Source organism: Pseudomonas putida (assembly GCF_050990305.1).
GTDB lineage: Bacteria > Pseudomonadota > Gammaproteobacteria > Pseudomonadales > Pseudomonadaceae > Aquipseudomonas > Aquipseudomonas putida_AH.
In genome coordinates, this window is sequence record NZ_CP158817.1 from 5,966,396 (window position 1) to 5,980,067 (window position 13,672).

Genomic DNA, 13,672 nt, shown 5'->3' on the forward strand with positions numbered 1-13,672 from the left:
GGAATATCCGATGCCCCCTGTCTACCGCCTGGCACTGCCAGCATTGTGCCTGTCGCTGATTCTGCCATGTGCTTTTTCCGTCGAGGCGGCCGATCCGGCACCCGCCGCCCCTGATGCCACGCAAACGTCCGCCGAAGTAAAACCCGCTGAGCGTCAGCCGCTGCCTGAGCGTAGTCAGGAAGAAGCAGCAGCACTGGAACGAAAAATCCCTGCCCAGGAGCAACAGCAACTGCAAGCCGGCAGCGATACGTTCCTGGCCTTGTGGAAACCTGCCAATACCGCCGACCCCAAAGGTGCGGTGATTATCATCCCGGGCGCCGGTGAAACCGTTGACTGGCCGCAAGCAATCAGCCCGTTACGAAGCAATTTGCCAAATGCGCAATGGAGCAGCCTGAGTATCACCTTGCCGGACCTGCAAAGCGATATCATTGCGCCACGAGCTGTAGAGGTACCGTCAACGCCCAAGGCACCGGATACCGGCAGCAAGGACTCGACCACCGCGGCCCCCATTGAACAGGTAGCCGGCGGTGAAGCCGAGGTGACTGACAAGCCCATCGTCGACACCAGCGAAGAACAGTCCAAGGCCGACGCCGAACGAATCTTCGCCCGCATCGACGCCGCCATCGCATTCGCCGAACAGCAAAGCGCTCGCAGCATTGTCGTATTGGGTCATGGCACCGGCGCCTACTGGGCCGCGCGCTATCTGAGCGAGAAGCAGACGTCGCAAGTCGAACGGTTGGTCATGGTGGCCGCGCTAACTCCTCCCCAGGCAAAACCTGAACTGGACGAACTGGCCCCGACCCTGAAACTGCCCACCGCAGACTTTTTCTATATGGACAAGCCACAGGATCGCAACGCGGCGCTGGCCCGACTGCAAGCCAGCAAACGCTTGAAGACTTCGGCATTCAGCCAGGTGTCACTCAAAGCGTTGCCAGGTGATACCAGGGCGCAACAGGAGCAGTTGGTTCGCCGGGTGCGGGGCTGGTTGAATCCGCAGAATATAACGGACTGATAGACCGAGTCGCCCTCATCGCGGGCAAGCCTTGCTCCTACAGGATTTGCGTCGAGCGCAATTGTTGCTTACGACGCAAATCCTGTAGGAGCAAGGCTTGCCCGCGATGGCGACTTCAGAGACGACACACCATCGACTTCTAACGAAAATCCCGCCGCTGACGAATCAACGAATAAGCGTTATGCAATTCCCGCGTCTTCTCGGTTGCCTCGCGCACCTGCGAGGCCGTCGCCCCGCTGCCAGCAACCTTGTCCGGATGATGACGACTGAGCAGACGCCGATAGGCGCGCTTGATCTGCGCCGGCTCAGTGGTGGCGGACACTCCCAGCAGTCGCAATGCGTCCTGATAGGTCACGGCATTGCTGACCTGTGGACGTTTGTTCGGTTCATAGTCCGTCGCCAACGCTTGTACCTGATGCGGCGTCCAGCCCAGCCATTTGCCCCATTGCGTGATCAGTTCGCGCTCACTGGTGCCCGCCCGGCCGTCTGCCCAAACCATCCGCCAACAGGCTCGCAGCACCCCTTCGGCCGCATGGGGTTGAGCGCTGAGCCGACGCAGGTAACCGCGCAACCGGTCATTGCCTGATTTGCCGCGATTGAACGCGGCAATCGCCCGACGCTGAGCAAACTCGTTCAATTCCAGCGAACGCATTTCCTGTCGTGCCTGCTGAATGTGACCGTCCACTACCCGCCCATCGCACTTGGCCAGCCGCCCCAGCAACACGAACAACAATTCATCGTTACGCAGCACCGGACGACCGCCAAGTTTTTCACGCAGATGCGCCCAACTCTGCAAATGCAGGCGTCGATCCAGCGCTTGCCCCAACAAGGCTCCAAGCATGGCCCCCGGAATGCTGGCAATGGCAAAGCCCGCTCCGGCTCCGATCAGAGTCCCTGGCCATAGCATCTCAGCGTCTCGCTTCGATCAGAGTTTCAACTTCGGCCAGGCGCTCGTGGGTGCCGACATCGACCCAATGGCCGTTCAGGCGCTCGCCAGACACCAGCCCTTTTGCCATCGCGGCACGCAACAGCGGTGCCAGTTTGAATGCCCCGGCTGAGCAACCGTCGAAGAGTTGTGGATGTAGCACTGCGATCCCGCTGTAGGTCAGGGTCGCTGAGCCCGATTGACCATCATGGACGCCCCCGTCGATCAGCTGGAAATCCCCGGCCGGGTGATGAGCCGGATTGTTGGCCAGCACCAGATGAGCAAGACCAACAATAGGTTGATGCAGCACACTGAAGTCGTAATCGGTCCAGATATCGCCATTGACCACGACAAAGGCTTCATCGCCCAGTAACGGCAGCGCACGGAAAATCCCGCCGCCGGTTTCCAGGGGCTCACCTTCCGGCGAATACTGGATCGTTACGCCATAGCGCGATCCATCGCCCAGATAGTCTTCGATCTGCTGGCCGAGCCACGCATGATTGATCACGATCTCGGTAAAGCCGGCAGCGGCCAACGCACGCAGGTGGTACTCGATCAGCGGCACCCCGCCTGCGCGAACCAGAGGTTTTGGCGTGGTCAGGGTCAATGGGCGCATGCGCTCGCCTTTGCCTGCCGCCAGGATCATCGCCTTCATGCCTTCACCCCGGCACGCAAGCTGGTCAGCAACACATCCAGCTCAGCCAGCTCAGCCAGCTCCGGCCGGCGGGCAATCACTGCTTCTATATAGGCGAAGAAACGCGGCACATCGCTCAGGTAGCGCGGTTTGCCGTCACGGTGGCAGATGCGGGCAAAAATCCCGATCACCTTCAGATGACGCTGCACGCCCATCAAGTCGCTGGCACGCAGGAAGTCTTCGAAATCCGGCTGCACCGGAATATTCATCGCAGCCGCCTGCTGCCAATAGCTTTCCAGCCAGCCGCGCACGCGCTCTTCCGGCCAACTGAGAAAGGCGTCCTTGAACAGGCAGGTCACGTCGTAGGTGACCGGACCGTAAACGGCGTCCTGGAAATCCAACACACCGGGATTCGGTTCGCTGAGCATCAGGTTGCGCGGCATGTAGTCGCGGTGTACCAGGACTTTTGGCTGGGCCAGAGCGCTGTCGATCAACAGATCGCTGACCTGTTGCCAGAGCACTTGCTGTGCCGCATCGAATTCGATGCCCAGCTCACGCTTGACGTACCACTCCGGGAACAATTCCAGCTCGCGACGCAGTAGCGCCACGTCATAACTGGGCAGCGGCGCAACCATCGGCAACTGCTGGAAAGCCAGCAGCGCTTGCAGCGCATCGTTGAACAAATCGTCGGCGTTTTCGCTGTCGATCACGTCCAGATACGTCTTATTGCCCAGGTCATTGAGCAAAAGAAAGCCGCGTTCGAGATCTTCGGCATAAATTTTCGGCACATTTATTCCGGATTTCGCCAATAAAAAGGCGATATCCACGAAGGGTTTGCAGTTTTCCTGGGGCGGCGGCGCATCCATCACGATGAAACTTTTGCCGGCGCCCTCCCAACGGAAATAACGCCGGAAACTCGCGTCACTACTGGCCGCGGTCAACGTGGCCGGGGGTACACTCCCCCAGCCCTGTTCCGCAAAAAGAATCGTCAATTGTTCATCGAGCCAAACTTTCAGGTGTTGCAAACGTACATCTTGGTCAGGCATTGCAAGGGTCTCCGACGGCGCTAGCCGTCAAGCGGGTCATGCTTTATTATCCAGCATCTTTTTCAGACCATCGAGAGGCGTGCGGCCCACACCGCGGGCAGATGGCACGCAGGAAGCCCGGACTAATAAGATGGCATTGAAATCCCCCGCGTTTCGTAAAAAATTTCCGTTGTTGGTAACCGGCAGTCTGCTGGCCTTGCAACCTCTTGCCACTTCCTTCGTGGTCGCCGCGGAACAGTATGACTGCTCAGTCTCTGCTTCGGGTGCCTGGAACTGTGCGCCTAAACAACCGGCGGCAGCCTTGCCTCCACGCCCTGTCCATGAAGGTAGCGCAGTCAGCGCCACCGGTGAGGCTGCGGCGCAGGATGGCACCCGTGAAGAAACCGGCACCAAGGCTGCCCTCGTTACCGAAGCGAAAGGTCGCGGGCTGAAGTCGCGTAGCGAAGACTACAGTCATCTCGACTGGGTTCCCCGCGAAAAACTCACAGCAGCACAACTGGCCGAAACCGGTCCTTATTGCTCTGGTTCCTATATCGAACCGACTCGTCCTGGCATGAATGACAAGACGAACAAAAGTGACGCGCCTACCTTTATCGGCGCGAAAGCCTCTCGCTATAACTCCGAAGATCAGGTCGGCAAGTTGGCCGGTGACGTCGTTTTGCGCCAAGGCAGCATGCAGGTGGAATCCGACGAGGCAAGCCTGTACCAGGCTGAGAGTCGCGCCGAACTGAATGGCGACGTACGCATTCGCGACAACGGTGCGCTGATCGTGGGCGATCACGCCGACGTGCAACTCGACACCGGCGAGGCCAAGGTCGATAACGCTGAATACGTGATGCACAAATCCCGTATCCGCGGTAACGCGCTGTACGCCAAACGAGCCGAGAACGCGATCATCCGCCTCAAGGATGGTACGTACACCACGTGCGAGCCGAATAGCAACGCCTGGCAGCTCAAGGGCAACAACATCACCTTGAACCCGGCCACCGGCTTCGGCACCGCGACCAACGTGACCCTGCGGGTCAAGGACATTCCGGTCCTTTACACGCCATACATCTATTTCCCGATCGATGACCGTCGTCAGTCCGGCTTCCTGCCGCCGACCATCGGCACCGGCAGCGATACCGGCTTCCTGCTCGTTACACCGTACTACTTCAACCTGGCACCGAACTACGATGCCACGTTGTACCCGCGCTACATGAGTGATCGCGGCCTGTTGATGGAAGGTGAATTCCGCTACCTGACCAAATCCAGCGAAGGTCAGTTCGGCGCCGCGTACCTCAACGACGAGAACACCGATCGCAAGTTGCAGAGCGACTACGACAAAAACCGCTACATGTACAACTGGCAGCACAAGGGTGGCCTCGACTCCCGCGTCTTCACGCAGGTCGACTACACCAAGATCAGCGACCCTTACTACTTCCAGGACCTGCAGACCGATCAGATCGGTGTGAAAAGCTCCGACTACGTGAACCAGCAAGGCTCTGTCAGCTATCGCGGTGACAGCTATGTTGCTCGGATCAACGCCCAGGCCTATCAACTGGCGACCGTGTCGAACATCACGCCCTATGACCGTTTGCCGCAGATCACTCTCAACGGTGCGCTACCGGATCATCCAGGTGGTCTGAATTTCACCTATGACACTGAACTCGTGCGATTCGACCGCGACCTGCAAAATGGCACCTTTACCGATGAAGACGGTAACGTCTCACCGCGTCTCGACACGAATATTCAGGGCTTGGCTCGCGCCAATGGCGATCGCCTCAACCTTGCGCCTGCGGTCAGCTATCCAATGGCGGCCAGCTATGGGTTCCTGACGCCAAAACTCAAGTACCAGTACACGCAATACCAACTGGATCTGGACAGCATCGGTAAAAGCCAGATTGCCGCGCAGACTGCCGAGCAGGACAAGCTCAACGGCACCTTCGACAGCAACCAAAACCGTGGCGTACCCATCGCCAGCATCGACAGCGGCCTGTATTTCGACCGCAACACACAATGGTTCGGCAAAAACTATCGTCAGACACTCGAACCTCGCCTGTTCTATCTCTATGTACCCGAGAAGGACCAGGAAGACATTCCAGTGTTCGACACCAGCGAATACACCTTCAGCTACTCGTCGTTGTTCCGCGACAACCGCTTCTCCGGCTCCGACCGTGTCGGCGACGAGAACAAGCTGTCGCTGGGCGTGACCAGCCGCTGGATCGAAGACAATGGCTTTGAGCGTCAACGCGTTAGCGTCGGCCAGGCCTACTACTTCAAGGACCGTAAAGTTCAGCTGCCGGGTATCAACTTCGAAGATCGTGACGACGCCAAGTCGGACGTTTCTCCTTACGCGCTCGAATACGAATATCGCTGGAACCGCGATTGGCGCACGACCGCCGATTACAACTGGGACCCGGACAGCCGCAGCCCTCGCTCCGGCAGCGCGATGTTCCACTACCAGCCTGAGGACAACCCGAACAAGGTCATCAACGCCGGCTATCGCTATCGCAATGACCAGGTCCGTTACGACCAGAACACCGGTAAATGGCAAGTGGGTGGTGGTGACTACGGCGTACCGGGTCAGCCTGGCTTCGTGAAGGACTACTACAAGATCGAACAGCACGACTTCTCGGTGATCTGGCCTGTCGTGCCGCAATGGAACGCTATCAGCCGCTGGCAATACGACTACAACCGCAACCGTACGCTGGAAGCCTTCGGTGGCTTCGAGTACGACAACTGCTGCTGGAAACTGCGTCTGATCAACCGTTACTGGGTTTCCTATGACGAATTCAGCCAGGAAGCACCGCAAAACGAAAAAGGCGACCATGGCGTCTTCCTCCAAATTGTTCTGAAGGGACTCGGCGGCCTCACCGGCGCCAAGGTAGAGAGCTTCCTCGACAAAGGCATTCAAGGTTATCGTGAACGTGAAGACCAAGCTTTCTGATTGTCTGCGCCCGCTGCTGCTGGGCGCGCTGTTCCTGGGTACCGCGGCCAACGCCGCGGTACAGTCCATCGACAAAGTGGTGGCCATCGTCGACAACGACGTGGTCATGCAGAGCCAACTGGACCAACGCGTTCATGAGGTTCAGCAAACCATCGCCAAGCGCGGCTCTGCCGTGCCGCCGGCCAGCGTACTGGAGCAACAGGTGCTTGAGCGCCTGATCGTCGAGAACCTGCAACTGCAGATCGGCGAACGTTCCGGCATCCGCATCACCGATGAAGAACTGAACCAGGCTGTGGGCACCATCGCCCAGCGCAATAACATGTCGGTTGAGCAATTCCGCGCAGCCCTGACGCGCGACGGCCTGTCTTATGACGACGCACGCGACCAGATCCGTCGCGAGATGGTCATCAGCCGCGTACGCCAGCGTCGGGTGGCCGAGCGCATCCAGGTCTCCGAACAGGAAGTGAAAAACTTCCTCGCTTCCGACCTTGGCAAAATGCAGCTGTCCGAAGAGTTCCGCCTGGCCAACATCCTGATTCCTACGCCGGAAAGCGCTAACTCAGACGCGATTCAGAATGCGGCCAAACAGGCTGACGCGGTTTACCAGCAGCTCAAGCAAGGCGCCGACTTCGGTCAATTGGCAATCGCCAAATCCGCAAGCGAAACCGCTCTGGAAGGTGGTGATATGGGTTGGCGTAAAGCCGCTCAACTGCCACCACCTTTCGACCGCCTGCTCAGCACCATGGCCGTCGGTGATTTCACCCAGCCAATGCGTACGCCGGGGGGCTTCATCATCCTGAAGATCACCGACAAGCGTGGTGGTGGAGCTCAGGTACGCGACGAGGTACACGTACGTCACATCCTGGTCAAACCAAGCCCGATCCGTGACGAAGCAAAAACCAAGGCCCTTGTTGAATCGCTCTACGCTCGTATCGAAGCGGGCGAGGACTTCGGCGAACTGGCGAAAAGCTACTCGGAAGACCCGGGTTCTGCCCTCAATGGCGGCGACCTGAACTGGGTCGACCCGAATGTGCTGGTACCGGAGTTCCGCGAAGTGATGGCCAAGACCCCACAGGGTAAACTGTCCAAGCCGTTCCAGACTCAATACGGCTGGCACGTTCTGGAAGTCCTTGGCCGCCGCGCCACCGACAGCACCGAACAAGCCCGTGAGCAGCAAGCCATGACCGTACTGCGTAACCGCAAATACGATGAAGAGCTGCAAACCTGGCTGCGTCAGATTCGCGACGAAGCGTATGTGGAAATCAAACTCCCTGGCGCCGACCAGGCAGCACAGTGAAACCCCAACGTTTCGCGCTGACACCCGGCGAACCAGCCGGCATAGGTCCCGACCTGTGTCTGCTGCTCGCCTCGCAAGCCCAGCCGCACCCCCTGATTGCCATTACCAGTCGTGACCTGCTCGTTGAGCGGGCCGCGCAACTGGGTGTGGCTGTCGATTTGCTGCCGGTCACACCGGACAGTTGGCCGGACACTCCCGCGCCAGCCAATAGCCTGTACGTCTGGGATACACCACTGAATGCCAGGGTCGTCGCCGGGCAACTGGACAAGGCCAATGCCGCTTTCGTTCTGGAAACCCTGACCCGTGCCGGCCAAGGCTGCCTGGATGGTTATTTCGCAGGAATGATCACAGCCCCCGTACACAAGGGCGTGATCAATGAATCCGGAATCGCCTTCTCCGGACACACGGAATTTCTCGCCGATCTGACTCATACCGCACAAGTGGTGATGATGCTCGCCACTCGCGGACTGCGCGTGGCACTGGTCACGACCCACCTGCCCCTGCGCGAAATTGCCGATGCAATCACGCCGGAGCGGCTGGAACGGGTCACGCGAATTCTGCACACCGACCTGCAAGAAAAGTTCGGCATCGCCCAGCCACGCATTCTGGTGTGTGGGCTCAACCCCCATGCCGGTGAAGGCGGACACCTGGGCCATGAAGAAATCGATATCATCGAACCCACATTAGAGCGCCTGCGCGGCGAAGGCATGGACCTGCGCGGCCCCCTGCCCGCCGACACGCTGTTTACCCCCAAATATCTGGAGCACTGCGACGCAGTGCTGGCGATGTACCACGACCAGGGCCTGCCTGTGCTGAAATACAAAGGTTTCGGCGCGGCCGTCAACGTGACCCTCGGCTTGCCGATCATCCGCACATCAGTCGACCACGGCACCGCCCTGGATCTGGCCGGCAGTGGCAAGATCGACACTGGCAGCCTGCAAGTCGCACTGGAAACCGCCTACCAGATGGCCGAGACCCGTTTATGACCGAGCAATACCAACACAAGGCGCGCAAACGCTTTGGCCAAAACTTTCTGCACGATGCCGGCGTTATCGACCGCATCCTGCGCTCCATTCATGCCAAGCCTGAAGACCGGATGCTGGAAATCGGCCCGGGCCAGGGTGCGCTGACTAAAGGCCTGCTCAATAGCGGCGCCCAACTCGACGTGGTGGAACTGGACAAGGACCTGGTCCCGATCCTCAACCAGCAGTTCGCAGATAGGAGCAACTTCAACCTGCATCAGGGCGATGCGCTGAAGTTCGACTTCACGACCCTCAACGCCGCACCCAACAGCCTGCGCGTCGTCGGCAACCTGCCGTACAACATCTCTACGCCGCTGATCTTTCACCTGCTGCACAACGCCCATCTGATTCGCGACATGCACTTCATGCTGCAAAAGGAAGTGGTTGAACGCCTGGCGGCAGGACCGGGTGGTGGTGACTGGGGCCGGCTGTCGATCATGGTCCAGTACCATTGCCGGGTTGAGCACCTCTTCAACGTGGGCCCGGGTGCATTCAATCCGCCACCTAAAGTCGATTCGGCCATTGTGCGCCTGGTGCCTCACGCCGTGCTGCCGCACCCGGCCAAGGACCACCGCCTGCTGGAGCGCGTCGTTCGCGAAGCATTCAACCAGCGCCGTAAAACCCTGCGCAATACCCTCAAATTGCTTTTGAGCAACGCAGAGATCGAAGCCGCCGGTGTCGACGGCAGCTTGCGCCCCGAGCAACTCGACCTGGCCGCCTTTGTGCGCCTGGCGGACAAACTCAGCGAGCAGCCCCAGCAAAAGCCTGCGCACGCCTGAGGAACCTGACGTCATCGGGTAGGACACCAGCGCCCATGTCTGGTTTACTACCCGATACTTGGCCTAGACTGAACTCCATCAGCTACGCCCCGCGTCCCGCTCGTTTTTAAGGCCTCTTGCATGTCCGATCCTCGCTATCAGGTCGACGTCAGCGTCGTCACCCACTATCTGGCAGAACAATCGCAACCCGAACAAGATCGCTTTGCCTTCGCCTACACCATCACCGTGAAAAACAATGGCCTGATTCCGGCCAAACTGTTGTCACGGCACTGGGTGATCACCGATGGCGACGGACATGTCGAAGAGGTTCGCGGTGCGGGTGTGGTTGGCCAGCAACCGTTGATCGACGCTGGCAAGAGTCACACCTACAGCAGCGGCACGGTCATGACCACCAAGGTGGGCACCATGCAAGGCAGCTATCAAATGATTGCCGACGACGGCAAGCATTTCGACGCCATCATCGCCCCGTTTCGCTTGGCAGTACCCGGAGCGTTGCACTGATGGCGACGTATGCCGTCGGCGATCTGCAAGGCTGCCTGGAAGCCCTGCAGTGCCTGCTCAAGCAAGTCGCGTTCGACCCGGCCAAGGATCGTCTGTGGCTGGTCGGCGATCTGGTCAACCGTGGCCCGCAATCGCTCGACACCTTGCGATTCCTCTACAGCATCCGCGAATCGCTGGTTTGCGTACTGGGCAACCACGACCTGCACCTGCTGGCTGCCGGACAGAACATCGAACGCCTGAAGAAAGCCGACACCCTGCGTGAAATCATCGACGCACCGGATCGCGCCGAGTTGCTGGACTGGCTGCGCCAACAAAAACTCATGCATTACGACGAGCAACGCAACGTCGCATTGGTGCATGCCGGCATTCCACCGCAATGGTCGCTGCGCAAAGCCCTGAAGTACGCCGCCGAAGTTGAGGCGGCCCTGCGCGACGACAACCTGCTCCCGCCCTACCTAGATGGCATGTACGGTAACGATCCGGCCAAGTGGGACAATGACCTCAAGGGCGTGACGCGACTGCGGGTCATCACCAACTATTTCACCCGTATGCGTTTCTGTACTGCCGAAGGTAAGCTCGACCTCAAGAGCAAGGAAGGTATCGACACTGCACCAGCGGGTTACAAGCCCTGGTTCCAGCACAAGGAACGCAAGACCAAAGATCTGAAGATCATCTTTGGCCACTGGGCGGCACTGGAAGGCAACGTCCTTGAGCCGGGTATCTCGGCCCTTGATACCGGTTGCGTCTGGGGTGGCGCCCTGACGCTGATGAATGTCGACAGCGGCGAACGCTTGTCCTGCAAATGCGACGAAAATGGCCACGCCGCCAAGCCATCAGTCGCCCCACAAATTTCCGAACCATCGTCAGCCAGCGCCCCGCGCTAGACTGCGCTTTCAGCCGAGCCACAGGAGCCCGCCATGAGCGAATTCAAACGTATTCCCCCGGAACAGGCCCAGGCCCTGCGCGAGCAAGGTGCCGTGGTGGTCGATATCCGTGATCCACAAACCTATGCCGCGCTGCACATCGCCGGCTCGAAGCATCTGGATAACCACTCCATTTCTGATTTCATCCGCAACGCTGATCTCGATGCGCCATTGGTGGTGGTTTGCTACCACGGCAACTCCAGCCAAAGCGCTGCCGCCTACCTGATCAGCCAGGGCTTCTCCGATGTCTACAGCATGGATGGTGGTTTTGAGCTGTGGCGTACGACTTATCCTTCGGAAACAGCGCAAGGCGCTTGCGAATAATTTTTTTGTAACACGCAAGCCCCGGCGTGCGCGGGCTAGCGCGGTGGCAGACGAACGGTCTGCCACACATAATTGCGTATCTCGCCTTTACCTCCCGAATAAGCAACTATCCTTAAGCGCAGGCCATCCAAAACAGGGGAGAGCCGGTACACCGGCGCGCGGATCATCGGGAGTAGCTTTCGAAGCAGTTGGCTTCGGAGGAGTTCTGGGGGGTAAACAGCGACCGCCTGTTCGGTTGCTGCCAGCATCGACTGAGTGATCCGGCGTCGGCTCCACGTATCGAGCGAGGTGACGTCATGAGTATCTTTAGCCACTTCCAACAACGTTTCGAGTCCACACGCCAGGAAGAGCTCACGCTACAAGAGTATCTGGAACTGTGCAAAAAGGACCGTAGCGCCTACGTTTCCGCCGCCGAGCGTTTGCTCCTGGCCATCGGTGAACCGGAGCTGCTCGACACCTCGACCAACTCGAGACTGTCTCGAATTTTCTCCAACAAGGTGATTCGCCGCTATCCGGCCTTTGAAGACTTCCACGGGATGGAAGAATGCATCGACCAGATCGTGTCGTATTTCCGTCATGCCGCTCAGGGACTGGAAGAGAAGAAACAGATCCTCTACCTGCTCGGCCCCGTCGGTGGTGGTAAATCGTCCCTGGCCGAAAAGCTCAAGCAACTGATGGAAAAAGTGCCCTTCTATGCGATCAAGGGCTCGCCGGTTTTCGAGTCGCCCCTGGGTCTGTTCAACGCCACTGAAGATGGCGCGATCCTCGAGGAAGACTTCGGCATTCCACGGCGCTATCTCAATACCATCATGTCGCCGTGGGCCACCAAACGCCTGGCCGAATTCGGCGGTGACATCAGCCAGTTCCGCGTGGTCAAACTCTACCCATCGATCCTCAATCAGATCGCCGTGGCCAAAACCGAGCCGGGAGATGAAAACAACCAGGACATCTCGGCACTGGTGGGCAAGGTCGATATCCGCAAACTGGAAGAATTCCCACAGAACGACGCCGACGCCTACAGCTACTCGGGCGCACTGTGCCGGGCCAACCAGGGCCTGATGGAATTTGTCGAAATGTTCAAGGCGCCGATCAAGGTGCTGCACCCATTGCTGACTGCCACCCAGGAAGGCAACTACAACAGTACCGAAGGTTTGGGGGCGATCCCGTTCACCGGGATCCTGCTGGCTCACTCCAACGAATCGGAATGGCATACGTTCCGTAACAACAAGAACAACGAAGCGTTCATCGACCGGATCTACATCGTCAAAGTACCGTACTGCCTGCGGGTCAGCGACGAAGTGAAGATCTACGACAAGCTGCTGTTCAACAGCTCCCTGGCGAAAGCCCATTGCGCACCCGACACCCTGAAGATGCTCGCCCAGTTCACTGTGCTGTCTCGCCTGAAGGAGCCGGAAAACTCCAACATCTACTCCAAGATGCGCGTGTATGACGGTGAAAACCTCAAGGACACCGATCCGAAAGCCAAGTCGATCCAGGAGTACCGTGATAATGCGGGTGTCGACGAAGGTATGAACGGGTTGTCGACCCGCTTCGCGTTCAAGATCCTGTCGAAGGTCTTCAACTTCGACCCTCACGAAATTGCCGCCAACCCGGTGCACTTGCTCTACGTACTGGAACAACAGATCGAACAGGAACAGTTCCAGGCCGAGACCCGCGAGCGCTACCTGCGCTACCTCAAGGAATACCTGGCACCGCGTTATATCGAATTCATCGGCAAGGAAATCCAGACCGCCTACCTCGAGTCTTACAGCGAATACGGTCAGAACATCTTCGATCGCTATGTCCTGTACGCTGACTTCTGGATCCAGGACCAGGAGTACCGCGATCCGGAAACCGGCGAAATCCTCAATCGCGTGGCACTGAACGAGGAGCTGGAGAAAATCGAAAAACCGGCCGGCATCAGCAATCCGAAGGATTTCCGCAACGAAATCGTCAACTTCGTACTGCGCGCCCGCGCTAATAACAACGGCAAGAACCCGACCTGGCTCAGCTACGAAAAACTGCGGGTGGTCATCGAGAAGAAAATGTTCTCCAACACCGAAGACCTGCTGCCGGTCATCAGCTTCAACGCCAAGGCCAGCAAAGAAGACCAGCAGAAACACAACGACTTCGTCACACGGATGGTCGAGCGGGGCTACACCGACAAACAGGTACGACTGCTGTCCGAGTGGTATCTGCGGGTCAGAAAATCGCAGTAACCCGCCGCCGGCAAGACCGGTTGTCGTCAGCCCGAGGCCTGTTTACGCTTTTTCTGCTACA

The 13,672-nt window shown here is 58.6% G+C and carries 12 protein-coding genes; 9 read left to right on the forward strand and 3 right to left on the reverse strand.

All coding sequences use genetic code 11. The features are described 5' to 3' along the window. Positions 1 to 10 precede the first annotated feature (10 nt). A complete protein-coding gene (locus ABTV22_RS27215; RefSeq protein ID WP_433737406.1) occupies positions 11 to 1,012 on the forward strand; it encodes an alpha/beta hydrolase family protein in 1,002 nt (333 codons plus the stop codon). Between the two features lie 139 nt (positions 1,013 to 1,151). Here ABTV22_RS27215 and ABTV22_RS27220 read toward each other — a convergent pair whose 3' ends face one another. The 3 genes from ABTV22_RS27220 to ABTV22_RS27230 are packed head-to-tail and all read right to left on the reverse strand — an operon-like array spanning position 1,152 to position 3,617. Further along, complete coding sequence (locus ABTV22_RS27220) at positions 1,152 to 1,919, reverse strand: TerB family tellurite resistance protein (protein ID WP_433737407.1); 768 nt, start codon at positions 1,917 to 1,919, stop codon at positions 1,152 to 1,154. Position 1,920: 1 nt separating this feature from the next. Further along, the gene (gene murU, locus ABTV22_RS27225; protein ID WP_433737409.1) at positions 1,921 to 2,592 is read right to left on the reverse strand and encodes an N-acetylmuramate alpha-1-phosphate uridylyltransferase MurU; all 672 of its coding nucleotides are present in this window, start codon (positions 2,590 to 2,592) and stop codon (positions 1,921 to 1,923) included. Further along, positions 2,589 to 3,617, reverse strand: coding sequence for an aminoglycoside phosphotransferase family protein (locus ABTV22_RS27230; RefSeq protein ID WP_433737410.1), 1,029 nt, complete (start codon positions 3,615 to 3,617; stop codon positions 2,589 to 2,591). Before ABTV22_RS27230 ends, murU begins: the two co-directional genes overlap by 4 nt. 130 nt (positions 3,618 to 3,747) lie before the next feature. Here ABTV22_RS27230 and ABTV22_RS27235 point away from each other — a divergent pair, with 130 nt between their 5' ends. From ABTV22_RS27235 to ABTV22_RS27270, 8 genes are all read left to right on the forward strand, one after another. After that, a complete protein-coding gene (locus ABTV22_RS27235) occupies positions 3,748 to 6,546 on the forward strand; it encodes an LPS-assembly protein LptD (RefSeq protein ID WP_433737411.1) in 2,799 nt (932 codons plus the stop codon). Next, entirely contained in the window at positions 6,527 to 7,843 is a 1,317-nt protein-coding gene (gene surA / locus ABTV22_RS27240) for a peptidylprolyl isomerase SurA (RefSeq protein ID WP_433737412.1), read from the forward strand. Before ABTV22_RS27235 ends, surA begins: the two co-directional genes overlap by 20 nt. After that, complete coding sequence (pdxA, locus tag ABTV22_RS27245) at positions 7,840 to 8,829, forward strand: 4-hydroxythreonine-4-phosphate dehydrogenase PdxA (RefSeq protein WP_433737413.1); 990 nt, start codon at positions 7,840 to 7,842, stop codon at positions 8,827 to 8,829. The genes surA and pdxA overlap by 4 nt, the downstream gene beginning before the upstream one ends. After that, positions 8,826 to 9,644 carry a 16S rRNA (adenine(1518)-N(6)/adenine(1519)-N(6))-dimethyltransferase RsmA gene (gene rsmA / locus ABTV22_RS27250; RefSeq protein ID WP_433737414.1) on the forward strand — a complete coding sequence of 273 codons (819 nt, stop codon included), beginning with the start codon at positions 8,826 to 8,828 and terminating at the stop codon, positions 9,642 to 9,644. Before pdxA ends, rsmA begins: the two co-directional genes overlap by 4 nt. 120 nt (positions 9,645 to 9,764) lie before the next feature. After that, a complete protein-coding gene (gene apaG / locus ABTV22_RS27255) occupies positions 9,765 to 10,145 on the forward strand; it encodes a Co2+/Mg2+ efflux protein ApaG (protein WP_433737415.1) in 381 nt (126 codons plus the stop codon). Further along, positions 10,145 to 11,029: a symmetrical bis(5'-nucleosyl)-tetraphosphatase gene (locus ABTV22_RS27260; RefSeq protein ID WP_433737416.1), complete on the forward strand. Its 885-nt coding sequence runs from the start codon at positions 10,145 to 10,147 to the stop codon at positions 11,027 to 11,029. Before apaG ends, ABTV22_RS27260 begins: the two co-directional genes overlap by 1 nt. 33 nt (positions 11,030 to 11,062) lie before the next feature. Continuing rightward, on the forward strand, positions 11,063 to 11,392 hold the full coding sequence (glpE, locus tag ABTV22_RS27265; RefSeq protein ID WP_433737417.1) for a thiosulfate sulfurtransferase GlpE: 330 nt from the start codon (positions 11,063 to 11,065) through the stop codon (positions 11,390 to 11,392). Between the two features lie 296 nt (positions 11,393 to 11,688). After that, positions 11,689 to 13,611: a PrkA family serine protein kinase gene (locus ABTV22_RS27270; protein ID WP_433737418.1), complete on the forward strand. Its 1,923-nt coding sequence runs from the start codon at positions 11,689 to 11,691 to the stop codon at positions 13,609 to 13,611. Positions 13,612 to 13,672: the final 61 nt, after the last annotated feature.